This window comes from Thermanaerothrix solaris (assembly GCF_032334255.1).
Taxonomy (GTDB): Bacteria; Chloroflexota; Anaerolineae; order Anaerolineales; family Anaerolineaceae; genus Thermanaerothrix; species Thermanaerothrix solaris.
The window spans coordinates 297,839-321,700 of record NZ_JAUHMF010000002.1 but is presented as its reverse complement, the minus strand read 5'-3'; the positions used below and the strand labels follow the sequence as shown (position 1 = coordinate 321,700).

At 59.9% G+C, this 23,862-nt stretch carries 22 protein-coding genes and 1 tRNA gene; 11 read left to right on the top strand and 12 right to left on the bottom strand.

Annotated features, from left to right (window positions below):
* The first annotated feature begins 26 nt into the window (after positions 1 to 26).
* The gene (galE, locus tag QYE77_RS09640; protein WP_315625191.1) at positions 27 to 1,064 is read left to right on the top strand and encodes a UDP-glucose 4-epimerase GalE; all 1,038 of its coding nucleotides are present in this window, start codon (positions 27 to 29) and stop codon (positions 1,062 to 1,064) included.
* A 36-nt stretch (positions 1,065 to 1,100) separates the two neighbouring features.
* On the opposite strand, the gene QYE77_RS09635 is transcribed toward galE, so the two are convergent.
* Positions 1,101 to 2,489 carry a Gfo/Idh/MocA family protein gene (locus QYE77_RS09635; RefSeq protein WP_315625190.1) on the bottom strand — a complete coding sequence of 463 codons (1,389 nt, stop codon included), beginning with the start codon at positions 2,487 to 2,489 and terminating at the stop codon, positions 1,101 to 1,103.
* A gap of 156 nt (positions 2,490 to 2,645) precedes the next feature.
* Here QYE77_RS09635 and QYE77_RS09630 point away from each other — a divergent pair, with 156 nt between their 5' ends.
* On the top strand, positions 2,646 to 3,206 hold the full coding sequence (locus QYE77_RS09630) for a GNAT family N-acetyltransferase (RefSeq protein ID WP_315625189.1): 561 nt from the start codon (positions 2,646 to 2,648) through the stop codon (positions 3,204 to 3,206).
* 76 nt (positions 3,207 to 3,282) lie between these two features.
* Here QYE77_RS09630 and QYE77_RS09625 read toward each other — a convergent pair whose 3' ends face one another.
* The 8 genes from QYE77_RS09625 to QYE77_RS09590 all read right to left on the bottom strand — a co-directional run bounded on the left by QYE77_RS09625 (position 3,283) and on the right by QYE77_RS09590 (position 11,712).
* The gene (locus tag QYE77_RS09625) at positions 3,283 to 4,281 is read right to left on the bottom strand and encodes an ABC transporter ATP-binding protein (protein WP_315625188.1); all 999 of its coding nucleotides are present in this window, start codon (positions 4,279 to 4,281) and stop codon (positions 3,283 to 3,285) included.
* Entirely contained in the window at positions 4,278 to 5,264 is a 987-nt protein-coding gene (locus QYE77_RS09620) for an ABC transporter ATP-binding protein (protein WP_315625187.1), read from the bottom strand. Before QYE77_RS09620 ends, QYE77_RS09625 begins: the two co-directional genes overlap by 4 nt.
* A 15-nt stretch (positions 5,265 to 5,279) precedes the next feature.
* Positions 5,280 to 6,236 carry an ABC transporter permease gene (locus QYE77_RS09615; protein ID WP_315625186.1) on the bottom strand — a complete coding sequence of 319 codons (957 nt, stop codon included), beginning with the start codon at positions 6,234 to 6,236 and terminating at the stop codon, positions 5,280 to 5,282.
* Positions 6,237 to 6,248: 12 nt separating this feature from the next.
* Positions 6,249 to 7,403 (bottom strand): ABC transporter permease, encoded by a 1,155-nt coding sequence (locus tag QYE77_RS09610; RefSeq protein WP_315625185.1) that lies wholly within the window; start codon positions 7,401 to 7,403, stop codon positions 6,249 to 6,251.
* A 204-nt stretch (positions 7,404 to 7,607) separates the two neighbouring features.
* Positions 7,608 to 9,677 (bottom strand): ABC transporter substrate-binding protein, encoded by a 2,070-nt coding sequence (locus QYE77_RS09605; protein ID WP_315625184.1) that lies wholly within the window; start codon positions 9,675 to 9,677, stop codon positions 7,608 to 7,610.
* 250 nt (positions 9,678 to 9,927) lie between these two features.
* Positions 9,928 to 10,428, bottom strand: coding sequence for a ribonuclease FAU-1 family protein (locus QYE77_RS09600; protein WP_315625182.1), 501 nt, complete (start codon positions 10,426 to 10,428; stop codon positions 9,928 to 9,930).
* Positions 10,425 to 11,480 (bottom strand): ABC transporter ATP-binding protein, encoded by a 1,056-nt coding sequence (locus tag QYE77_RS09595; protein WP_315625181.1) that lies wholly within the window; start codon positions 11,478 to 11,480, stop codon positions 10,425 to 10,427. Before QYE77_RS09595 ends, QYE77_RS09600 begins: the two co-directional genes overlap by 4 nt.
* A 147-nt stretch (positions 11,481 to 11,627) precedes the next feature.
* Positions 11,628 to 11,712: transfer RNA gene (locus QYE77_RS09590), tRNA-Leu, on the bottom strand.
* 54 nt (positions 11,713 to 11,766) lie between these two features.
* Between QYE77_RS09590 and ychF the strand changes: the two genes are divergently transcribed.
* Complete coding sequence (gene ychF / locus QYE77_RS09585) at positions 11,767 to 12,834, top strand: redox-regulated ATPase YchF (protein WP_315625180.1); 1,068 nt, start codon at positions 11,767 to 11,769, stop codon at positions 12,832 to 12,834.
* Between the two features lie 77 nt (positions 12,835 to 12,911).
* Here ychF and QYE77_RS09580 read toward each other — a convergent pair whose 3' ends face one another.
* A complete protein-coding gene (locus QYE77_RS09580; protein WP_315625179.1) occupies positions 12,912 to 14,189 on the bottom strand; it encodes a vWA domain-containing protein in 1,278 nt (425 codons plus the stop codon).
* 46 nt (positions 14,190 to 14,235) lie between these two features.
* Positions 14,236 to 14,835 carry a MerR family transcriptional regulator gene (locus QYE77_RS09575; protein ID WP_315625178.1) on the bottom strand — a complete coding sequence of 200 codons (600 nt, stop codon included), beginning with the start codon at positions 14,833 to 14,835 and terminating at the stop codon, positions 14,236 to 14,238.
* Positions 14,836 to 15,090: 255 nt separating this feature from the next.
* On the opposite strand from QYE77_RS09575, the gene QYE77_RS09570 reads away from it, so the two are divergent.
* The 8 genes from QYE77_RS09570 to QYE77_RS09535 are packed head-to-tail and all read left to right on the top strand — an operon-like array spanning position 15,091 to position 23,288.
* Positions 15,091 to 16,014, top strand: a complete 924-nt coding sequence (locus QYE77_RS09570) for a hypothetical protein (RefSeq protein ID WP_315625177.1) — start codon at positions 15,091 to 15,093, stop codon at positions 16,012 to 16,014.
* A 38-nt stretch (positions 16,015 to 16,052) separates the two neighbouring features.
* Entirely contained in the window at positions 16,053 to 17,678 is a 1,626-nt protein-coding gene (locus tag QYE77_RS09565; RefSeq protein WP_315625176.1) for a R3H domain-containing nucleic acid-binding protein, read from the top strand.
* A gap of 35 nt (positions 17,679 to 17,713) precedes the next feature.
* Entirely contained in the window at positions 17,714 to 18,373 is a 660-nt protein-coding gene (gene tmk / locus QYE77_RS09560) for a dTMP kinase (protein ID WP_315625175.1), read from the top strand.
* Positions 18,370 to 19,608 carry a peptidylprolyl isomerase gene (locus QYE77_RS09555; protein WP_315625174.1) on the top strand — a complete coding sequence of 413 codons (1,239 nt, stop codon included), beginning with the start codon at positions 18,370 to 18,372 and terminating at the stop codon, positions 19,606 to 19,608. Before tmk ends, QYE77_RS09555 begins: the two co-directional genes overlap by 4 nt.
* Positions 19,605 to 20,852 carry a PrsW family glutamic-type intramembrane protease gene (locus QYE77_RS09550; RefSeq protein WP_315625173.1) on the top strand — a complete coding sequence of 416 codons (1,248 nt, stop codon included), beginning with the start codon at positions 19,605 to 19,607 and terminating at the stop codon, positions 20,850 to 20,852. Before QYE77_RS09555 ends, QYE77_RS09550 begins: the two co-directional genes overlap by 4 nt.
* 22 nt (positions 20,853 to 20,874) lie before the next feature.
* On the top strand, positions 20,875 to 21,546 hold the full coding sequence (locus QYE77_RS09545; RefSeq protein WP_315625172.1) for a DedA family protein: 672 nt from the start codon (positions 20,875 to 20,877) through the stop codon (positions 21,544 to 21,546).
* A gap of 14 nt (positions 21,547 to 21,560) precedes the next feature.
* Positions 21,561 to 22,292, top strand: coding sequence for a lysophospholipid acyltransferase family protein (locus QYE77_RS09540; protein WP_315625171.1), 732 nt, complete (start codon positions 21,561 to 21,563; stop codon positions 22,290 to 22,292).
* Positions 22,293 to 22,322: 30 nt separating this feature from the next.
* Positions 22,323 to 23,288 (top strand): DMT family transporter, encoded by a 966-nt coding sequence (locus QYE77_RS09535; RefSeq protein ID WP_315625170.1) that lies wholly within the window; start codon positions 22,323 to 22,325, stop codon positions 23,286 to 23,288.
* Here QYE77_RS09535 and QYE77_RS09530 read toward each other — a convergent pair.
* Entirely contained in the window at positions 23,285 to 23,797 is a 513-nt protein-coding gene (locus tag QYE77_RS09530) for a redoxin domain-containing protein (protein ID WP_315625169.1), read from the bottom strand. The two genes, QYE77_RS09535 and QYE77_RS09530, sit on opposite strands and share 4 nt — an antisense overlap.
* Positions 23,798 to 23,862 lie beyond the last annotated feature (65 nt).

Here is a 23,862-nt window from a genome sequence, read left to right as displayed (position 1 = left end):
GACATTCATCTACCTCAAGGAGGCGTATGAAAATCCTCGTCAGTGGCGGCGCCGGTTACATCGGGAGTACCATTTGCTCAGCCCTGTTGGATGCCGGCCATACCCCCATCATTCTGGATAACCTCTCCACCGGACGGGTGGAATTCACCCGTGGGCGCATCTTTTATCCCGGCGATATCGCGGATGTCGCCCTCTTGGAGCGCATTTTCCAGGAGCACCCCGATATTCACGCCACCATCCACTGCGCGGCACTGATCGTCGTGCCCGAATCCATGGAAAAGCCCTACGAGTACTACCGTGAGAATGTTGGCAAATCCATTGAGTTCTTTTATCACCTGCAACGCCTGGGGTGTAAGCGGGTCGTGTTCAGTTCCTCGGCCTCGCTCTATGATGTCGTGCCGGGCTTCATGGTGCGCGAGGATTCCCCGCTTAAACCCTCCAGTCCCTACGCCCGCACCAAATACATGATGGAAATGATCCTGCGGGATTATTGTGTGAGTTATGGCATGTACGGCATTGCCCTGCGCTACTTCAACCCTATCGGCGCCGACCCCCAACTGCGCAGTGGCATCCACGTGGAAAACCCCACCCACGTCCTGGGCCGGATGGTGGACACCGCACTGGGTAAATATCCCTATTTCGAGATCACCGGCACCAACTGGCCCACCCGTGATGGCACTGGCATCCGCGATTACATCCACGTCTGGGATTTGGCACAGGCGCACCTGGCCGCCGTGCTGGACTTTGACGCCGTGTTCGAGCGTGCCGGCAATCCGCCAGATCGCTATCTGGTCATCAACCTGGGTACCGGACGCGGTGTCACCGTGCGCGAACTCTTAGATGCCTTCCAGAAGGTGATTGGGCGGCAGATCCCGGTGCGCGAAGCCCCACCCCGCCCCGGCGATATTGCGGGTTCCTATGCCAATGCGGATACCGCCGAGCGTTTGTTGGGTTGGAAAGCACAACTTTCCATCGAAGACGGCATCCGCGATGCGCTACGGTGGGCGGAAAAACGCAAGGAGATTCTCAACCTGCGCACCGAAACCCTGGCCCCCAAGGAATAAGCGCGTCTAACCCCATCCGGTAACCGGGCAGTTCTTCTATTCCATAAAGATGGCCTGCCCGCTGAGGCGCGATTCCTCAGCCGCAAAGGCCAGGCGGTGGCTCTCCAGCGCCTCGCGGGCCGCCTGACGTACCTCCGGCGGGTTGCCGCCGGCACGCACGCAAGCCACAAAATGCGCCATCAGCCCCATATCCCCACCGCCATGGCCCTGGCCGGGGGGCGGGCTGGTATCGTAGGTGCGGCGAGAGAGCGTGCGGTGTTCTTCCACCTGAATCCACCCGCCGCCGTTGCCCATCATGGCCAACAGACGCCCGCGCGTGCCTTCAATGCGGGTGGAGCGGTGCTCAATATGAGAATGCCCATGCATGGTCAGCGTGACCGTGCTGCCGGCGCTGAAGAGCATGCTCACCACCTGGTGATCCACCACGTCGTTATCGCAATGATAGACGCAACGCCCATACGGCCCGCTGCGGAGTGCTTCCAGGATAGCCTCAGGGGTGGGGTCAAGGGCCAGCACGGTCAGTGGCCAGCCGCGATACTCGGTGATCTGACGCAAATCAGGGTAAACCACGCTGAGCAGGCGCACCAACCATGGCCGTTCCACCCACTGGCGCGTCGCCCAGCGAGCAATACCACGTGGCGCTGTCTCGGCGTAATTGTGCCAGAAGGGCTTCATCTCCAGGTAAATATAGGGCGCATAATAGGGGCAGGTTTGTGCTGCCGGACAGCCATCCAGGCAGCGTTCCGGCGCGCCGGGCGGGGCATTTTCAGCCCGGAAGTGCAACAGATTGCCCACGCTGTAGAGGCGCTGACAGCGTTGCCCCAAAACCCAGGGCAGCATATCCAGGTCATGGCAGCATTTGGCCAGGATCATCGGACTGGAAAGAGCGCTATTGCGCCAGTTCCCACGCACGTAAGAGTGCACCATGTGCCAGAAGGCGACGTTTTCGCGGTGATCCACATCCACCACCTCGCCCAGGACGCCCGATTGCACTATCTCACGCAATAATTGATAGTGGCGGGTATAGCGCATCACATGCCCAACGTGCAACTGGCGCCCCACCGCTTCACTGGTGGCCACAATCGCCTCGCACTCATCCGGGCGTGGGGCAAGCGGCTTCTCCAGCAAGACGTGATAACCCGCGCGCAGGGCGGCCAGAGCGGGGGCCGTGTGTAGCGTATCTTGGGTGCAAATGAGCGCTGCATCGGCCATTTGAGGCTCATCCAACAGATCTTCCCAAGTCGAATACTGACGCTCGCGAGGAATATTGTGCTGGGCGGCAAAGCGCGCGCGGCGTTGCGGATCCGGCTCGGCCACCGCCACAAAGCGCAACTGATCCGGATGTTGCAGGGCATAAGGTGCATAGGCTTCGGCACCGCGCTGCCCAGCCCCGATGAGTACTGCTGTGACGGGTTGAACGGACATGACCAGGGCTCCTTTTCAAGGCTGTTTAGGTGGAACGATAAACTCACGACAGGTGGGCGCGTGAGTTACGTCCTCATTATATAATCGAAATAGAAGAAACATCTGAGATTTTGGTATCCTATCCTCATTATGTTTTCGGATTTTCCCCACCGCCCTATGGAAAGTAACCAACCTCCTGACAATGTACTCATCCGCCCGGCGACGCCCAAGGATGCCGAGGGCATCGCCTGGGTGCATGTGGAAACCTGGCGCGCCGCCTATGCTGGCCTCATCCCGGCCAACGTCTTAGCCCAACTTTCCGTCGAACAGGATGCTCAGCAGATCCGAGAAAGGATCACACACCCGCCCCCGGGGAGTTTTTGGTGGGTGGCCGAAAAAGCAGGGCGTATCGTGGGCTTTGCCAGTGGGGGGCCGGAACGAAGCGGGGACGAGATTTACCGGGGTGAAATATATGCTCTGTATGTCCTGCCGACGTTTCAACGCCAGGGTATCGGCACGCGGCTCGTACTCGCCTCGGTGCAGACGTTAATTCAAAACGGGTTGACCTCGATGCTGATCTGGGTCCTGGCCGATAACCACCCGGGCCGGGCATTTTATGCCCGCCTGGGTGGGCAACCAACACGGGAACAGACGATCACTCTCCGCGGCATCTCACTCCAGGAGATCGGGTATGGGTGGGAGGATCTGACCACTTGGCTCGCGAGCCAGAGGGTATGACGTGCAAATCATCCCCAAAGACAACGCCGGGCCCCCTGGCCCGGCGATTGCGTTCCACATGGGAGCAGTGCACCCTCTACACCCGGTAGCACGCAACGAGATGCCCGCCACCCTTATCTTCCAAAGGTGGGTGGTCGTTATCCTCGCAGACTTTAGCCGCGATCGGGCAGCGCTCGTAAAAACGGCAACGCGGGGGCGGGTTGATCGGCTTGCTGATGCTCCCTTTGATCTCCGGCGCACCGCGCTTGAAGGTGGGATCCGGCACCGGCACCGCTGAGATCAAAGCCCGCGTATAGGGATGCAAGGGATGATGTAACACCTCTTCGGTCGGGCCGTATTCCACAATCTTGCCCATGTACATCACGGCCAACATGTCACTGGTGTAGCGCGCCACGGCCAGGTCATGGGTGATGTAGAGATAACTGACCTCGAGTTGCTGGGCCAGATCCATCATCAGATTCATGACCCCGGTGCGGATGGAGACGTCTAACATCGAGGTGGGCTCATCGGCCACCACAAAACTGGGGTTGATAACCAGGGCGCGCGCAATCGCCACGCGCTGGCGCTGCCCCCCCGAAAGTTCATGCGGGTAACGGAACATAAATGAGGTGGCTGGGGTCAGCCCCACTTTCTCCAACATCGTGGCCACCATGATCTCACGGTCCAATACCGTGCCAATTCCCTGCACCGCCAGCGGTTCGGCAACGATATCGAAGATCGTCAGGCGCGGGTTGAGCGACTCATAGGGGTCTTGGAAGATCATTTGCACGCGGCGGCGGAAACGTTTCAGTTCATTGCCCTTGAGCGCAGCCAGGTCTACCAGGTTGCCCTGCTCATCAGCGATGAGAATTTTGCCCTCAGTTGGATCAATCAGACGGGTGAGCAGTTTGCCAGTGGTGGTTTTACCACAGCCCGATTCGCCCACCAGACCTAACGACTTACCGGCGGGAATGGTGAAGGAAATATCATCCACCGCATGCACTTTAAACTTGCCGGGGTTGAAGATATTGCCTCCCACCGGATAATATTTTTTGAGACCAGTGACCTGCACCAGAGGAACATTGTTCGGGGTCATGGCTGCACCTCCACCACCGGAGCAGGATTCCAGCACGCCAGATAGTGCCCACCGCCAATATCCTCAAAGGGGGGCTGCTGCTGTTTGCAAATATCCAGGGCGCGCGGGCAACGCGGGTGGAAACGGCAACCCGGCGGTGGGAAAAGCAGATCTGGGGGCTCACCACCCAACGCCACCAACGGGCGCTTCTCACCGACAATGCTGGGGAACGCTGACATCAGCGCCACGGTGTAGGGATGGCGCGGGCGCTTGAAGATTTCCACCGCGCTGGCCAGTTCGCACATGCGTCCGGCGTACATGATCGCGATCCGTTCGGCCACCTCAGCAATGACGGCAATATCGTGGGAGATGTAAATCATGCTCATGCCCATTTGCTTCTGCACCTGGCGCAGTTCGCGCAGCACCTGGTCCTGGACGATCACGTCCAGTGCGGTCGTCGGTTCGTCGGCAATGATCAGGTCGGGGTTGCAGGCCAGGGCCATGGCAATGATTGCCCGCTGGCGCATTCCGCCGCTGAACTCGTGGGGGTAACGATCCGCCATCTTGGGATCAATCCCGACCAGTTTGAACAGGGCTTCCACGCGCTTGCGTGCCTCTGCCGGATCTATATCGCGTTCATGGCGTTCAATCGCCTCAATAATTTGATCCCCCACTTTATATACCGGGTCGAGCGCGTTCATCGCCGCCTGGAAGACCATGGAGATGCGCTTCCAGCGGATGTTTTGCATCTCATCTTCGCTGAGTTGGGTCAAATCCACGCCATCGAGCAAGATTTGCCCGCCAGTGATCTGGGCATTATCGGGTAAGAGACGTAAAAGTGCCATCGCCACCGAGGTCTTGCCACAGCCCGATTCACCCACCAATCCCAGCGATTCACCGCGCTTCAGGTCAAATGAGACATTATCAATGGCTGAGACCGCGCCTTTGCGCGTCTTGTAGATCATGGAGAGATTACGTACCGAGAGCAAGGGTTTTTCTGCCATAAGCCACATCCTCGCTTAGCGCCGGCGCAGGCGCGGGTTGACCACTTCATCCAGTGCCCGCCCAACCAGGTAGAAGGCACTGCACAAGAGGGTGATCGCCAGGCCCGGCGGAACGATCAGGTACCAATATTTCCAACCGCCCAGCAGGTATCCGGCGGCTTGGGTGGTGTTGATCATGATGCCCCACGACATGCGTAAGTTGAGCAGGCCAAAGAACGAGAGCGCCGCCTCGGAGAAAATGGCACCAGTGACGGTGAACATCATGTTCAAGAAAGCCAATGGCATCAGGTTGGGCACAATGTGGCGGAAGATGATGTGCAAGTCACTCCCTCCAGCCACCTTAGCCGCCTCGATATACGGCTTGACCTTGATGGTCAGCGCCTGGGCTTTGAAAATTATGGTAGTGCCACCGAAGCCGGAGAGGATGCCGATCAAGAGTGCCAGTTCGATCATGCCAAAATCGAAGAAAGCGGTCAGCACCACCAATAAGGCGATGAAAGGCAAGATGTTGATCAGGTCGGCCAGGCGCATGAAAAAGGCATCCAGCGCACCGCCAAAATAAGCCGATATGGCGCCGACCGAGGTGGCAATGGTCACGGTCACAATGGCCGCCAGCAGCCCCAGGATAAATTCGGACTGGGTGCTGTACATCAACTGACTGAGCACATCGCGGCCCACAGGATCGGTACCCAGCAAATGCCGTGCCGAAGGCGGCGAAGGGTGCTGCAAAATGGTGGGATCGTTGCCGATGAAGGGATCATAGATATTGGGCTCCCACACGGTATGCATCAGGATGGGATGCGCCACAGCCATCAAGCCGAAGAAGAGGATGATCCCCAAGCCCACCAGCCCGATTTTGTTTTCGGTGAAGAGCATCCAACTCTGTTTAAACCCCTTCCAGGCGATGCGCAGGCGAATTTTCCACAGGGGCTCCTGAATTTGAAAGGTGGTGTCAGCGGGTGCTGTGGTCATGGCTCATCTCCCTCAGGCATATCGGATGCGTGGGTCAAGGAAGGCATACGCAATATCGGCCACCAGGTGAGCCAGCAGCGCCAACGTGCCAATAAACAGGAACGACCCCATGACCAGCGGAATATCGCCCGTGGTAGAGGCCGTGAGCAGGGTCAAGCCCAACCCCTCCCACGAGAAGACCGTTTCGGTGATGATGCCACCCCCCAAGATGAACGGCAGTGAGATGATCAGGCTGGTGAAGACCGGTAGCACCGCATTCCGTGCCGCGTGTTTATCACGCACCACCCGTTCTGGCAGCCCTTTGGCGCGCGCCGCCATAATATAGTCCTCACGTAACGTCTCCAGCATCGTGGTGCGGGTGAGCAACATGGTCCCGGAGAAGTTGATCAGCGTGAGGACGATGATGGGCAAAGCCATGTGGTAGAGAATGTCACCGGCGTATTTGGCAACCGGCGAGGACGCCCAGAACCCCACCGTGATCGCCGCCCCACCGATCAGAGCGCTCCAGCGGATCAGCGAGGCGCGGTAGGGATTCATGCGACGGGTGAGGTAGTAGACCAGCGCCAAGACAGCGGCCAAGATGGTCATTGTCAGCAGCAGGTTGACAAAGATTTCGTTGGCGGTCAGCCCTTTGGGCGCTGTGCGCCAGAGGTTCACATCCAGGAATTTGCCAATCGGGAACCACTTGAGGGTAAAACCAAACAGGTAAATCATCATCAGGGCAAACCAGGGTGTGAACACGGTATAGAAAAATGCCCCCACCACCGTGATCCCATATTCCAAACCGGTGCCCCGCTGCCAGGCCAGCACCCTACCCAGCCAGTACCCCACAAAGAATTCGATCAGTGTTGCCGTGAGGAAGAGGAAGATAGTGCGGGGTGCGCGCTCCAGCAGCACGTCCATGACCGGCTTGCGATACTGGTAGGATTCTCCCAGGTCACCGCGCAAGGTGTTGCCCATCCATTGGAAGAAGCGCACGTAGGCGGGCTTGTCCAGCCCCAGGCGGCGACGCAGGGCTTCCCGCTGTTCCTTGGTGAATTTAGGGTTGTTCACGTATTGGAGCGTAATATCGCCCGGTTGGGCATCTAAGATAAAATAGGTCAGGGCGAAGAAAATAAAGAGGGTAACGATAATCTGCAATAGGCGGTTGGCGATATATTTGAGCATCCCAACTCCTCAAAAGGTTTTTAAGGTAGGGAAGGATTGGGGTATCTTATCATAATTATTAAGAGATGTCAGCCAGGGGAGGGTAACAAATTTCCGTTTAATGGGGTGATTTTTGACCTGCTTGATCCACCTCCTGGCCATGAGCGGAAATAAAGCGAGAGGTTGAGGGACTTCCCCTCAACCTCTCGGCGTTCACAGGTGATGTTACTGCGCGGCCGGCTTGGCCAGGGTGGGCGCACCGTAGAGCCCGGAGCCGATGCCATCCAGCACCTCGGTGTAGGGGTATTCGAGGTTGCGGAAGGCGTCGTAAACCGGGTTGGTGAAGAGGGTGATGTAGGGCAACTCGGTGGCCAGGATGTTCTGGATCTCAAATGCCAACTCTTTGGCTTTGTTGATGTCGGTCTCGACCAAGAAGGCATCGCACTTCTCTTTCAACGCCGCGCTCTCATACCCATAGGGGTTGGTGGGCACGCCGCTGTCGAAGAAGGTGCAAATGTAATCCGGGTAAATCGTCAAGCCCCAGCCGAGGATGAACATATCGTAATCACCGGTGTCATAGACCGCGGTGAGGATGTTGTTGAAGTTGGTCAACTCGGCCGTGGCGGGGATGCCCAACTGGCGCATCCACTGTTCGATGTAGACACCCGCCGTGGCGCGCAAGGGGTCATAACCCGCGGAGGGCGCCAGCAATTTGACCTCGGGGAATTTCTCGCCATTGGGCAGTTTCAAGCCTTGGCCGTACTCCACCGAACCGCCGCGGGCTTCGTTCCAGGACGGTTCCTTCTCCCAGGTGAAGCCGGCGTCTTTCAGGATTTTCACGGCCTTCTCCATGCGGGTCTTGGTGTCATCGCCGGCGCACCACTTCGGCACGTCAGGGTTGTGCCAGAAACCGTTACCCTCGGGCACCAGGGTGTAAACCGGCAGCACTGCACCTTGAAGGACGCGCTGGCTCAGGAAGTCGAGGTCAATCATACAGGCAATGGCCTGGCGCAGGGCCTTTCCGGCCTCACCCTTGAAGTATGAGCGGTTCTGGTTGAAGGCTAAGTAACGGAAACCGTTCTGCTTGTTCTCGACAATGGTGATGTTGGGGTCTTCCTTCAACTGATCGACAAAACCTTGCTGCAAGCCGCTGGGGTTGAGCAGGAAGTCCACATCGTTGTTACGCAACGCCAGCACTGCCGCATCCGGGTTGCCGTAGAGCGTATAGAGCGCGCTATCGAAGTAGGGGCCACTCTTGTATTCGAGGACTTTCTCGCCCTCGGGGGTGCCGTAGGCGGTGAATTCGTAGGAACCGTCTTCTTTATACTCACGGTAAGCGCCGTTGGCATATTCTTCCACCACCGTGCCGATGAAGAAGTTCTTCTCGTTGACGCGGTTCTCGGCAAAGGCGCCCACTTCCCACTTCTCCAAGCGCCAAGCGCCAAAGGTGGGCTCGCCCTCGTTATCCAATTTATGCAGGATGTCCACCGCTTCTTTTAGTTTGGCATCCAGTTCGCCCTTCTTGGCGTCCAGTTCTTCCTGGGTCGCGGTGCCTTCCTTGACCGCTTTCTCCAGGTCGGCCACCTGCTGCTCAAGCGCTTTGTACTCGTCGCTGTTCACGATGGCCAGGGCATCGGCAATCTTGGGCTCCCAGTAAGCCTTATTAACAAAGGGCGACTGTAAGGCGCCGTACTGCCACAGGGAGAGGCCGGGGATGGTGTTATAGTAGAACTTCACCGTCAACGGATCCACCGCCTCAACCTTGACCAGGTAGTCGGGATTATAGCCGGACTGCCAGTTGAGGCCGAGTTTGAATTTGAGGACGGTGTTGGCGGTGAAAGCGACATCGTCTGCGGTCACCGGGCTACCATCGCTCCACACCAGCCCATCCTTGAGTTTGACCGTGGCAACGTAGAGGTCACCTTCCTGGGTGAACTCGCTGGGGAAATCGGCCGCGACCGCGGGGATGAAGTCATAGCGCTGATCCGAGAGGGTGAACAGCGTTGGCCAGTGATAGATTTGCACCACATAGTTCCAATAGGAAGCGCCGACATCATCAAAGAGCGCCCAGACATTGGTGGTGGTCATGTCCTCCAGGGTGGCGAAGCGAATGACCGGGGCGCGCTCGGTCGTGGGCTGAGTGGGTGTCTCCGCCGGGGGTTGAGTGGGTTGCTCCTGCGCGGGGGGTTGCGTGGCTTGGGCCGGGGGTTGGGTCGGCGTGGCCTGAGCGCACGCAGCCAGCACCATGCTCGCGATCAGAAGCACGCTGAACACGAACCATAGGTGACGTTTCATAACTCTCCTCCTCTATATCAAAAATGTGGGGGTTTAAAAAACGGCGTGGGGAGGCCTTGGACTGCCCTCTCTCGACAGCCACCCGGTTCTGACCCTCCATTTATTCGGGCAACGAGCCGGTGGTTGCCAGTCTCTCATGACCTCTCCAGCCTCACAACCTGCCCATACGGCGATGGGCAAAAAAAGTATAGCATAAGGGGAAAAAGCGCGTCAAGTCAATTCCCGAATAATACGTATTATCTCCGAATTTTCAGGTGGCGAATAACCCGCGCAACCCCTGCCAGCGCAACGGGGCTCCAGGTGCAGCCCAAAGGCTCTGCAACTCCCCTAGCGCCGCCAGAGCGTGCAAGCGCTCATCCACGGTCAGGGGCAAGGCGGCAAACTCGGCCTCGTCCAGCACCTTCTGTTGCCCATCAGGATAAACCAGCAGGTCCAGCGCCAGGTCAACATAGGCAATGGCCTCAACGCTGATCTCCGCCGGGCGGGTGATGTTGGCGTACCAGGCCTTGAGCGCATCGGTATCACGGTCGTGGATTTCGAAGAGGTTGTACCAGCGGTCGCTGAAATAGGCTTCGAGAAAGCGATCTCCCGGGCGCAGAACAACGCCGAAAAAAGGCATTTCTTCGCGGTCGAAAAAGGCCTCCACCAGTGCACCGCAAGGATAACGCGCGACCACCCGCCCGCGGTAGCGCCACATCTCGCGTCCGGTCACGTCCTTTTTGATCACCCACACCCATTCATCGGCGCTCATGCCTCGGCCTCCAAAGGTAGGATGCCATCCGGATCCAGGCTAAGGGTTAGAGACGTGCCGGGTTGAACCGGCTGGGGCAGGGTAAAACTCAGGCGTACGCCATCCCGACAGCGCAATATCATGCGATAACCCTCGCCACGGAAAACCACATCCTCCACCGTTCCTTCGACATGGTTGGGGCCAGCCTGTCCGGGTTCAACCCGGCGCGCGGCGTTCGGGCGCACCAGCGCTGTGACCCTCTGCCCTTCCTGCCAAGACGTGGCGGCATCGGAGGCCACGTCCAACACGCCCAGGGGGGTTTCCAGCCGTAAAGGCTGCCGGCTTTGCACCCGCGCCGGGAGCAAATTGGTCAGGCCGAGGAAGCGCGCCACCCACGGGGTAGCCGGGCGGGCATAGACGGCATCCGGTGGGCCAGCCTGCACCACGCGCCCCTGGTGGAGCAGAATCAGGCGGTCGGCGATGGCAAAGGCTTCTTCCTGGTCATGGGTGACGTAAATCGTTGGGATGCCGCTTGCGTGCAATAGTGTGCGCAAAAACTCGCTTAGTTGCTCGCGCAAGGCACGGTCGAGTGCTCCGAGGGGCTCATCCAGCATCAGCAAGCGCGGGCGCGGTGCCAGGGCACGTGCCAGAGCCACCCGCTGTTGCTCCCCACCGGAGAGATCCGTCACGCGGCGGCGGGCAAACTCCCGCAGGTTGACCCGCGCCAGGGCATCCTCGACGCGCCGAGCAATTTCATCCCGCGGCAGGCCCTGCATGCGCAGGCCAAAAGCCACGTTTTCGGCCACGGTGCGGTGTGGGAAAAGAGCATAATCTTGAAACATCAACCCGAAGTGGCGCTGATGCACCGGCACAGCCGCCAGATCCTCTCCCTGCCACAGCACCTGACCGGCTTCCGGCACCTCCAGCCCGGCGATAATGCGCAGTAACGTGCTCTTACCGCTCCCCGAGGGCCCCAGCAGGCACACCGTTTCACCGGGTCGCACCTCGAACGAGACCCCGCACAGCAGGGGCTGGCCCTCGTAGGATTTCCAAATCTCCCTTACCTCAAGCATGTCCTCAACCTCGCGCGAACCGGCTCGCCGCTAATCCTACCATAAACCGCCCACCGCGGCGATCCATTCCTGCCCATGATATAATTCCCCCTGCCAAAACAAAACAGCGCCAGAAGCAGCGCTGTCAGCCAGATGAGGGTATTCCTCTGGTGCCGAAGGTGGGAGTCGAACCCACACCCCTTTCGGGACACGATTTTGAGTCGTGCGCGTCTGCCAGTTCCGCCACTTCGGCGTGCATCGTTACTTAGTATAATGAGAACTCGGTTCAGGGTCAAGGGATATTGACATGCGCTTGGGAATCATCGGTTTACCTCAATCCGGAAAGACCACGATTTTTAACGCCCTCACCCGCGGGCATCAGCCCACCGGCCTCTCCGCCGGCAAGGTCGCCATGCATACCGCGGTTGTGGATGTGCCCGACCCGCGCGTGGATCGTCTGGCGGCGATGTTCAACCCCAAAAAGGTCATCTACGCCAAAGTGACCTACGTGGATATTGCCGGCATCGAGGGCACGCGCAGTCAGGGGGGACTGCCCGGGCCGCTACTCAATCAACTTACCCAGATGGACGGCTTCATCCAGGTGGTGCGCTGTTTTGAGGATGAGGCCATCCCGCACCCACTGGGCAGCCTCGACCCCCAACGCGACATTGCGGTCATGGAGAGCGAATTCATTCTCAATGACCTAATCGCGGTGGAGCGTAAATTAGAGCGGTTGAACGAAGAACGGCGCAAGGGCGCGCGGGATAAGGCCAGCCTGGAACGCGAGGTGGCCCTCTTCGAACGGCTGCACCAGGCCCTGAGCGCCGAAACCCCGCTCCGCGACCTTGACCTCAGCGCCGAGGATGAACACCTGCTGGCGGGGTTCGGCTTTCTCACCCGCAAACCCATGCTGATCGTGCTCAACCTGGCCGAAGGGCAAACGCCACCCACGGTCTCGTATCCCCACCGGCGCAGTCAGGTGGTGGCGCTGCAGGGCAAGTTGGAGATGGACCTGGCTCAGCTGCCCCCGGAGGAGGCAGCGGAATTCATGCAGGCGTATGGCTTGAGTGAGCCCGGGCTCAATAAGGTCATACGTCTTTCCTATGAGTTGCTGGGGTTGCAGTCGTTCTTCACCGTAGGTCCGGATGAAGTGCGCGCCTGGACGGTGCGCCGTGGCGCCACCGCTCCCGAAGCCGCGGGCGAAATCCATACCGACATGCAGAAGGGTTTCATCCGGGCCGAAGTGATCAGTTATGACGATCTGATGGCCCTGGGAGGCATGAGCGAAGCGCGGGCCAAGGGGAAACTGCGCCTGGAAGGCAAGGAGTACGTGGTGCAGGACGGCGACATCCTGACGATTAGGTTCAGTGGTTAGAGGGATAACCGAAGGATCGCTCAAGGGCACGACACCCCTGAACGATCCTTCTCGTGCTAAAGCGCGGCACCCCCTGTTCACCGCGCGCTAGATGTCTTCCCCGGCTCAGGGCTACCAACTTCACGCCGCCGCCGTTCCACGTGGCGTTGTTGTGACAGCCGCTTGCGTTCGTCTTCTGCCAGGCCCTCTTCAATGCGCTGCACAAACTGCTCATACTCGGTGCGAGTCTGGGCATCCATGGCTGGTCTTACCTGGCTGAAGCGGCTCAGGATGGAACTCCGAGCTTCATGCCGCCGTCCTTCGCGCTCCAGGCGCAGTGCTTCCAGGCTGGCATCAGCCAGGGCCACTTTGGCAAAACGCGCCAGCAAATCCTGGTTGACCGCCTCCGCGGCTACCTCATCCTGACTCGCATAGGTAAACGTGCGCTCCGCCCGAGCTTCCAGAACGCCGTTTGTTTCATCCCGCGCCCGCACCAGGAAGGTGAGCGTGAGGTCCTTCGCCTCGGCATCCGGCGGCGTGGTGACCTCCAGATAGAGTTCCTGCGCGCGTTTGGCCGCCAGAGCGCCGACGGCCAGACGCAGACGCCCATCTTCAAGGGTGTACCGCCAGCCGCCACACACATTGACCGTCACCCCTTTGGGTAGGTCCACCGTGAGTTCAACCTCGCGCGCAGTGATCGTGATCAATTCCTTAAACTCACGGGCAAAGATGTTCGGGATGTCCTGCGGCGCCTCAATGAAATGGAAGTTGCCATCCCCTTCCGTCGCCATGCGCTCCAGCAAATGCTCGTTGAAGTCCAGCCCAACCCCAAAGGTGGAGGTGGATATCCCGCGCCGCGCCAGTTCGCGCGCATGATGCGCCAACTCCTCTGGATCCCTAATGCCCACATTGGCCAGGCCATCGGTCAACAAGAGGACACGGTTGAGGTGTGCCGTGGTCGCGGCTTTAGCCGCCAGTTCGCACCCGGCCAGCCAGCCCCCGGAAAGGTTGGTATAGCCCCTGCTTTCCACTTGCCGGATGGCATGCGCCAGGTGCTGACGGTGCGCAGGGGTCAGCGGGAGGCCGGGGCTGAGGACGTCGACTTGATCATCATAAACCACGAACGCCAATTGATCGGCCTCCTCCAGGGTTTCAACCAGATACAACGCAGCCTGCTTGACGTAATGCAATTTATCCCCGCTCATGGAACCACTGCGATCGAGCACCAGTGCCAGGTTTAACGGAATGCGCTGTCGGGTCTGCTGCGCATGCTCAGGGGCGGTAATGACGACTTCGACGACGCGGTGGGTTGGGGCTTCACGGGCAACAAGCATCTGATCGCCCTCGACATGCAGATGTAGAGGTGACGCAGACATGAGAACACTCCCCTTTCTGATATTGAATTGAGTTAGACCGGTTTAGTTACTCCACACGAAACAGACGACGGGCAAACTCCAACAGTTGACGCACTCGCGAAACAAAGTGGTAGTCGCTGGATTCGCGGATGTGGATCTCCAGGCCCGGGACGATGGTGATGCGTTGCCAGCGGGCAAATTCATCCTCATCCGGCGCCAGTTCCTCCCGGCGCACCTTTCGCAACAACGCAGCGTGCGCCTCTTGGTAGGTTTGAGTTGAATCGGTCCTATCTTCCTCTCGGGTCACCCCCTTTTGCAAAGAACGAATGTAATCTAACGCACTCTGCCCTACCGGTCGGCTCTCAGCCTCTTCCGCCGGCGCCGCATAAGGGGTACGGGGCAAGGTCTCCAGCAGGGCACGGATTTCGGCACTGCTCAGCGAATTGACCAGGCGATGGATCTCCCGCAGGGGGAGAAAGGCCTCTTTGAGTTGGCGGATCAATTCCATCCGCTCAACGTGCTCATCGGTGTAGAGCCCGATGCGCCCCTCTTGCAGGGGTGGGGGAAGCAAGCCTTCTTCGATGTAAAAACGGATCGTGCGCGGCGTAACCCCACAGCGTTCGGCCAGTTCTTGAATCGTGTAGGTTCGTGGGCTCGAGTTTTCCATGGTTGTTCACATTATAACAGTATTACGTAACGTTGTCAATAACCAATTTCTCAGTTTTACGTCATAGTGTCAGAATCCTAGGGCGCCATACGAACAATTGTTCTATACCTATTGTCCATACGGCAAGGTCGTGGTAAAATCAAAATCAGAAAGCGTGGCTTCGGTGGTCATCCTGGAGTTGGCACGATAAAGGCGCGACCTTTTAACTGGGCTGATTTAATAACGTTATATCGCTACCGTCATCAGATAGCGTGCTTGGATAGCGTCCTGGCGCTGACGCGTGGCCGGCCGCTGGGATTCTGGGTCGTCTTGCGCCACCTGCGCCTGGAAGAGAACGCCTTCACCGCGGTCTTGCAACCTGGCGAGGGCCACCCTAACCTGATTGGGCAGGCCAGTCTTCGCAATGACAACACCTTCGGTCAGGTCACCTTTGTCCTGCCCGCCGCGTCCCAAATGACGCTGGTGGCGCGCCTGATGGACGAACTGGCGCGCCAGGTGGGGCAACAGGGTGGACTGGGACTGCTGGCCGCCGTCGAGGATGAAAGCCCACTTTTTGAGGGCCTGCGCCAGAGTGGGTTTGCGGTTTACGCCCGCCAGCGCGTCTGGCGACTGGGCAATTTACCGCTCAACGACGCGCCTGCGGGGGAGTGGTTGCCCCTCACCGCCCTGGATGAGTTTGCCATCCGCAGCCTCTATCAGGCGCTAACCCCACCGCTGGTCCAGCGCGCCGAGCCGTTCGGGGCGCATGGGCTGGCCGGCATGGTCTATCAGCAGGGCGGCGAACTGCTGGGCTTCATGGAAGCCCATTTCGGCCCGCGGGGCATCTTGCTCTACCCGCTGTTCCACCCAGAAGTGCGCCAGCCAGCAGCGGCACTGCGCTCCTACTTGCGCGGCCTGCACTTCTCGCTCGGGCGCCCGGTATATGTGGCCGTGCGCTCTTACCAGGCCTGGTTGGAAGACGCCCTGCGCGACCTGGGTGGCGAAGCGGTGGTTCAACACGCCCTGCTGGTGCGCCACCTGACCTTAGCCCAGCGCGCGCCGGTCTTAGCGCCGGCTACAGCCAGCCGCGATAACCGTCAGCCGGCCCTGATGGGCCCCCTGCCGGAAGAAACGCGCCCCCTTCCGGCCCGGGTCGTTTTACCGGAGGGCGCCATAACGCATGAATCCTATTACAATTGAGTTGCAACCTTGGAACGATTAACAGGTGATGAAGGACTATGACACAACTGCGAATTACCGATGACTTGCAAGCCTTGCTGGATGTCCTGCCGCCGCGGGTTGCCGAAGCCGTGGTGCGCGAGGATGACAGCGACAATTTACTGGAGATCATTCTCGACCTCGGGCGGCCGCCCATGGCCCGCTTCGTGGACCGTGAGGTCGTTTTGTTGGAGCAAGAGGTCACCCACGACGACATCCAAACCGTGGTCTCCCGGGTGGGTGAGTTCGATGCCGATAACCGCGCCGGCCTTGAGCGCACCTTGCACCGCATCTCGGCCATCCGCAACCGCAAAGGGCACATTGTGGGCCTGACCTGCCGCGTGGGCCGCGCTGTCTACGGCACCATTGATATCATCCAGGACCTCATCGAGTCGGGCAAGAGCATCCTGCTCCTGGGGCGTCCGGGCGTGGGCAAGACCACCATGCTGCGCGAAGCGGCGCGCATCCTGGCTGAGAAGACCCGCGTGGTGATTGTAGATACCTCGAACGAAATCGGGGGCGATGGTGATGTGCCGCATCCGGCAGTGGGTAAGGCACGCCGTATGCAGGTGCCCACACCCTCGCTGCAACACGAGGTGATGATCGAGGCGGTGGAAAACCACAACCCCGAGGTCATCATCATTGACGAGATCGGGCGCGAACTGGAAGCTCAGGCCGCCCGCACCATTGCCGAGCGCGGGGTGCAATTGGTGGCTACTGCCCACGGGCGCACGCTGGAAAACCTGCTGCTCAACCCCACCCTCTCCGACCTGGTGGGTGGCGTGGAGTCGGTGACGCTTTCAGACGAAGAAGCACGCCGCCGGGGGACGCAGAAAACGGTGCTGGAGCGCCGCTCGCCACCCACGTTTGACGTGCTGGTCGAGATTCAGGAACGCAATCGCCTGCACGTGCACGCCGATGTGGCCGCGGCAGTGGATGCGTTACTGCGGGGTTACCCCATCCCGCCGGAGATTCGCTATCGCGACGAAAACGGCGAGATCCATATCGAACGCCCGGCGGCACCGGCCATGCCACGCCCCTTGCCGAGCGGGTTGCGCCGTGCCTTCGGCAACGCCACCGATTACGCCCCCGCCACCGGGCGCAGCTCGCGCTCCCCGGCCCAACCCACCCCGACACCGGCGCCCGAGTATGAGCCGAGTCCCGCCACACCCCCGGCACCGCTGCCCACCATTCGCATCTACCCCTATGGCGTGGCCCGTAACCGCCTGCTTCAGGCGGCCAAACGCCTAGGGGTGCCGGCCATCGTCGTCCCTACCCTGGAAGAGGCGGATGTGCTGATGACCCTGCGCACCTACTACCGCTCGCGCCAACAGCCGGTGGTCAACGCCGAGGAACGTCAGATGCCCATTTACGTCTTGCGGGCCAATACCATTAACCAAATGGAGCAATCGCTGGTGGAAATGTTCAACCTGACCCCGGAAAACACGCCGGCAGAGTGGGAGGTCATCGCTGCCCAGACCCAAATCGCCATCCAAAGCGTCTTGAACGGCCAGCGCTATGTGGACCTGCCCCCGGCCTCGGCAGAGGTGCGCCGCTTTCAGCATCAGATGGCCCGGCAGTATAACCTGGTCTCGCATTCCTACGGCAAAGAGCCTAATCGCCGCGTGCGCATCTTCCGCGATTGAGTCCGCCCACGCGTTCTGATCGGGAGCATTCGACCGTGTTCATCACCCTCGAAGGGCCGGAAGGTAGTGGCAAGACCACGCAGGCACGCGAACTGGCCGAGTTTTTACGCCAGCAGGGCTATGCCGTACTCACCACGCGCGAGCCGGGCGGCACCAGCATCGGCGACCAGGTGCGGGCGATCCTGACCGATTTGCAAAATGCGGCCATGCATCCCCGCACCGAAATTTTGCTCTTTTTAGCCGCGCGGGCCCAGTTGGTTGAGGAAGTGATCCGTCCGGCCCTGGCGCAGGGAACGCTGGTGCTGTGTGATCGCTACGCCGATTCCACCCTGGCCTACCAGGGATATGGGCACGGCGTCTCCCTTGAGATCTTGCGCACCCTGCTGGCCTTTGCCACCGGCGGCCTGATCCCCGACCTCACCTTTCTGTTGGATATAGACCCCGAAGTCGGTCTGCAGCGGCGGCGCAGTGCCGGGCAATGGAACCGCCTGGACGCCTACGATCTGGATTTTCACCGCCGGGTGCGCCAGGGCTACCTGGAACTGGCACGCCAGGAACCCCAGCGCTGGGTCGTCGTTGATGCCTCGCAGCCACTGGCGGTGGTACAATCTACCTTACGCCACGTGGTGTTAGAACGCCTGCGTCACCCCACCGCTTCGACAAGCCTGACGGAAAGAAAGGACTCCGCTGCATGAAGAACGTTCTCTGGTTGACAATCCTTGCGCTTATCCTCAGCGCGTGTGCCCCGGCCACCCCGGCACCCACCGCCACCCCCACCCCCGCCCCGACCGAAGCCGCCCCACCCACCGAGTGCCGGGTGGTAGATCTGTTCCCCAGCCCCAAGAATCCGGCTGATCTGAAACTTCCCCCCATCGGCAAGGATGACTACCAACGCGGCGCCAATCACGCCCGGGTGAGCATCCTGGAGTACAGCGATTTCCAATGCCCGTATTGCGGCCTGGCAGCGGGCTTTCTCAAAGATTTTGAAACTCAGCATCCCGAGGACGTCCGGGTTGTTTTTCGCCACTTTCCGCTGAATTCGCACGACAAAGCCCAACTTGCGGCGCAGGTCGCCGAGGCGGCGGCTTTGCAGGGCAAGTTCTGGGAGATGCACGACCTGCTCTTCGGACAGCAGCAAACCTGGGCCACCCAGACCCCGAGTGAGTTTGAAACCTGGGTGCTCCAACAGGCGGCCACGCTGGGATTGGATGCCCAGCGCTTGGCGAAGGACATGAAGAGCACGGCCATCGTGGATAAAGTCAAGCAAGCCTATCAAGCGGCGCTGGATCTCGGGCTCAGCGGCACGCCCTCGCTGTTCATCTTCCTCGATGACCAACTGATCTTCACCCCCACCGACCGCGTGCCTTACGATACCCAAACACTCAATCTCATTCTCGACTTGCACAAATTGCGCGATCGTCAGTACAAGCAATGCCCGCCCATGGTCATCAACCCGAGCAAGCAATACACCGCTACGCTTAAGACCGAAAAGGGCGATATCGTCATTCGCCTCTACGCCGATAAAGCCCCCTTCACCGTCAATAACTTTATCTTCCTGGCGCGCAACGGTTGGTACAACAACGTCACCTTCCATCGTGTGATTCCTGACTTCGTCGCCCAAACCGGCGACCCTACCGGCACCGGGCTGGGCGGGCCGGGTTATCAATTCCCGGATGAAATTGACCCCAGCCTCAAATACGACCGGCCGGGCCTGGTCGGCATGGCCAACGCCGGCCCCAACACCAACGGCAGCCAATTTTTCATCACCTACCAGGCGCTACCCAACCTGGATGGCAACTACACCATCTTCGGTGAGGTAATTGCGGGGATGGATGTCCTCAAAGCACTCACCCCGCGCGACCCCGATCAAAGTCAGGGCCCGCTCCCCCCAGGGGATAAAATCCTCAGTGTGACCATCACCGAGCAATGACCGATTCGCCTTCACCGGCTTCGATGCCCTCGTCCTGGCAAAGCGTGCTTTTTCTCATCTTCAGCAGCCTTGGGGTTCTGCTGGGGCTGGGTGGAGCCGCCGTGCTGGCGTTTTTGGGTCTGCTGGCGCTGACAGCCGGTGAAACCGCGGGCGTGCAGCAAGCCACCGGCGCCATGAGTCTAGCCGCCGCGGCACTCCTGGTCGCCGTGGTATGCCTGCCCGGCGTGGTGCACTCCTATCGGACTTGGCGTGGACGGCCCCAACCCATGCGCGCGCTGGGGCGCTGGTTGCCCGCCCTGACTCTGGGCATGCTCCTGTGGCCGCTGCTGATCACCGTTTACAGCGCCCTGGAAAAGGTTGCCGTCGCCTGGCTGCTCTTGCCACCCCTGCTTTTGGTAGGGGCGCTGGTGCCCTTGCTGTGGTTTTTGCACCTCGGGGCTCACGGATTGGCTCTGGAGTGGGAGAGCGATTGGTGGGGCACGATCAGCACCAGCCTGGTTGTGACCATGCCACTGATCCTGATCGTGGAGGTGGGCCTGTTTGTGATCCTGGGCCTGGTGGCTATGGCCTGGATCGCTGCGCGGCCCGACCTGGCACAACAGTTACGGGAGCTCCTCTCCACCCTGGAGACGGTAGACCCACGCGTTTTGGAAGCCTACTTTCAGGATCTCTTCGCCCAGCCCGGCGTCATCACGCTGACCCTACTCCTGGTGGCAGGGGCGATCCCGCTGATCGAGGAACTGCTCAAACCGCTGGCGTTGTGGACATTTGTGGGGCGCAGGATCACCCCGGCCCAGGGGTTTCTGCTCGGTGTGTTGTCCGGGGCCTGTTTTGCCCTGCTGGAAAACCTGAGCGCCCTTAGCGGTATCGCCGGGATGGGCAGCCTGCCCACCCTGATCGGGCGCCTGGGCACCGGCCTGCTCCACATGACCACTACCGGGCTGATCGGCTGGGCATTAGCCGCCGCCTGGCAAGGTGGCAGCCCCTGGCGCGTCGTCGGCGCCTACTTGCTGGCCGTCGCTCTGCACGGTCTGTGGAATACGTTTGGCCTGCTGCTGGGCATCGGCACCCTTTTCCCGCTCCCGGAGAGCACGGCCTCGCCTCTGGCTCACCTGAGCAACTTTGCCCCGATCATCTTGGGGCTGTTGGGCGTGCTTAATTTGATCTTCATAACGGCGGCTAACCGTTACCTGCGCCGCTCTGCCACCCCCTCGACGACATCCGTCTCGCCGCTGAAGGGGTGAAATCTCACTTGGAAGGTGCACTGTGGACTGGATTTCCTTTGGCATTGATCTGATCCTGCATTTGGATCGCTACCTTGACCTGATTATCCGCAGTTTTGGCTTGTGGACGTATCTCATTTTGTTTATAGTGATCTTTATTGAAACCGGGCTGGTGGTCACGCCGTTCCTGCCCGGCGATTCGCTACTCTTCGCCGCCGGGGCATTTGCCGCCAAGGGCTCGTTCAACGTCTCACTGCTTTTCTTCATGCTCTGGCTGGCAGCCGTTTTAGGCGATACGGCCAACTACTGGATTGGCCACTTCGTCGGCCCGCGTGTCTTCCGCGAGAACGTGCGCTGGCTCAAGCGCGAGTACCTGGAACGCACCCAGGCTTTTTATGACAAGCATGGTGGCAAAACCATCTTCCTGGCGCGCTTCATCCCCATCATTCGTACCTTCGCGCCGTTCGTGGCCGGGATCGGTCAGATGCGCTACGGTTATTTCATCACCTATAACATCGTTGGAGGCCTGGTCTGGACGGCTTTGTTTATCTTCGGGGGCTACTTCTTCGGCAACCTGCCGTTCGTGAAGAATAACTTCTCTTTCATCATTATCGCCATCATCCTGATTTCGGTGTTGCCGGCTGTGCTTGAGGCGGTGCGCAACCGGCGGGCAGGTGTTCCGGCTGCCCAACCGAAAACTTCGGTGGAACAATAGGGTTATACTTAAGCATGGAACAATCCCTTCAACGTTCGGCCCAACCCACCATGACCCGCGAGCAGTTACAAGCGCTGTTACGCTTCTTGTACCAGCACCTCACCCGCACCGAGTTCGTCGGCCTGGAACATCTGCCCCGCGAGGGCGGGGTTCTGGTGGTGACCAACCACATTAGCCGCCTGGATGTGCCCTTGCTGTTCATCAACCCGGTGCGTCCGGACATTACCGCCCTGGTGGCCGATAAGTACCTGCGCTATCCCCTGTTTCGCTTCATGGTTGAAGTCGCCGGGGCGATCTGGATTGACCGCTCCAAGGCCGATTTCACCGCGCTAAAACAAGCGGTAGAAGTCCTGCGTCAGGGACGGGCTTTGGGCATTGCACCGGAGGGCACGCGCAGTTCGACCGGCAAGCTCTTGGAAGGCAAAGCGGGCACGGTGTTGATCGCCCAAAAGGCCGACGTGCCCATTGTACCGGTCGGATTAGCCGGCACCGAAAAGGCGCTCAAGAGCCTGCTAACCCTGCGCCGCGGCAAGATCACCGCCCGCTTTGGCCCCGCCTTCCGCCTGCCACCGCTGGATCCGGCCAATCGCCAGGAAGACCTGCGCCGTCAGACGGATGAAATCATGTGCCGCATTGCGGTCTTGTTGCCCGAAAGTTATCGCGGTTACTACGCTGACCACCCACGGGTCAAAGAACTGGAAGCCGAGGGCAACCCACCCCCACCGCAAGAGATCGTGCGGTTGTAATCCCGGCGGGGAAAACCCTCTCGCCCACCCATGTCAGCCTCGCCGCCTGCCTCTCGCCCTACCCCACCTGCCCCGACCCATCGGCGCGCGGTATTGGAAGCACTGCTGGTCACCTTCTTATGGTCCACCTCATGGGTCTTGATTAAACTGGGGCTCCGGGCGGAACTCCCTTCCCTGACCTTTGCTGGGTTGCGCTATTGCCTGGCCTTTCTCTGTCTCTTGCCCTGGCTGTTAATCTCGCCCCAACACCGGGCCGCCCTGGGCACCCTCTCCTATCGCGATTGGGCCCAGTTACTGCTTTACGGAATAGTCTTCTACGCCCTGGCGCAGGGCGCGCAATTTTTCAGCCTGGGGCTACTCCCCTCGGCCACTGTCTCGTTGGTGCTGAACCTTTCGCCCTTAGCCGTCGCCGTCCTGGCCGCCGCATTGACCCGCGAACGTCCCAGCGGGTGGCAGTGGATAGGCATCGGGCTTTCCATGGGCGGGACATGCCTTTACTTCCTGCCCCTCAATCTCGGCGGCGCGAAAGCGATCGGATTACTGGCGGCTTTGGTAGGGATGCTGGCAAATGCGTTGTCTTCATTGCTGGGGCGGGTGATCAACTCGCGCCGCAACCTCTCACCACTGCTCGTGACCACCCTCAGCATGGGCCTGGGATCCTGGCCACTACTGGCAGCCGGGCTGCTCTGGCAAGGATCGGCCTCCCTGGGGCTGGTTCAGTGGGCGATCATCGCCTGGTTGGCGGTGGTCAATACCGCCATTGCCTTCACCCTCTGGAACCATACCCTGCAAACGCTGAGCGCGGTGGAATCCAGCCTGATGGCTAACACTATGTTGCCCCAAATTGTGCTTCTGACCTGGCTCTTCCTGGGCGAAGGGGTGGACCTGAAAGGAGTGATCGGGCTGATTTTGGTGACCTTAGGGGTGGCGCTGGTGCAATGGCCGCTTCCATCCCGCACGGTTAAAAGTCCCTTCTCGCCACCCTCCCCGGATTAGTGCAGGGTGAGCGCACAGCCATAAGCCAGCGTTTCTTTGATCTCGGGAGCACGCCCGGCCAGCAGCGCCCGCACAGTTTCATCCACATAAGAACGAGTGGGCGTGCGCTGACGGAAGGTGACATCATCGAACGCGCCCTGGTACCGCAGGATGCCCTCGGCATCAATAACAAAGAAATGCGGTGTGGTTTGCACCTGGTAGGCTTTGGCCACTTGCTGGGCGGCATCACGCAACACCAGTGGCAGCCCGCGTTCTTGTGCCGCCTGCCGCAATTGGTCCGGGGTCTCTTCCAGAACCGAGGCAATAGGTAGTAGGACCACTTGCTCACCCCATGTCGCGGCACGTTCAACCACATGGGGGTCGGTGCGCTGGCACCAGGCGCATTCCGCCGACCAGAAGTACAGCACGACAATTTTGCCGCGCAGGCTCTCTAACGACCATTGCCGCCCTTCCAGGTCGGGCAACGAAAATAACGGCGCCGGATGATCCAGGGCAATCGTGGGTGTCATGGTTTATAACCTCTCCATTCGGTCAAACAACCGAAGCAGTTTTCTTCAGAGGGGTAAAATTATAA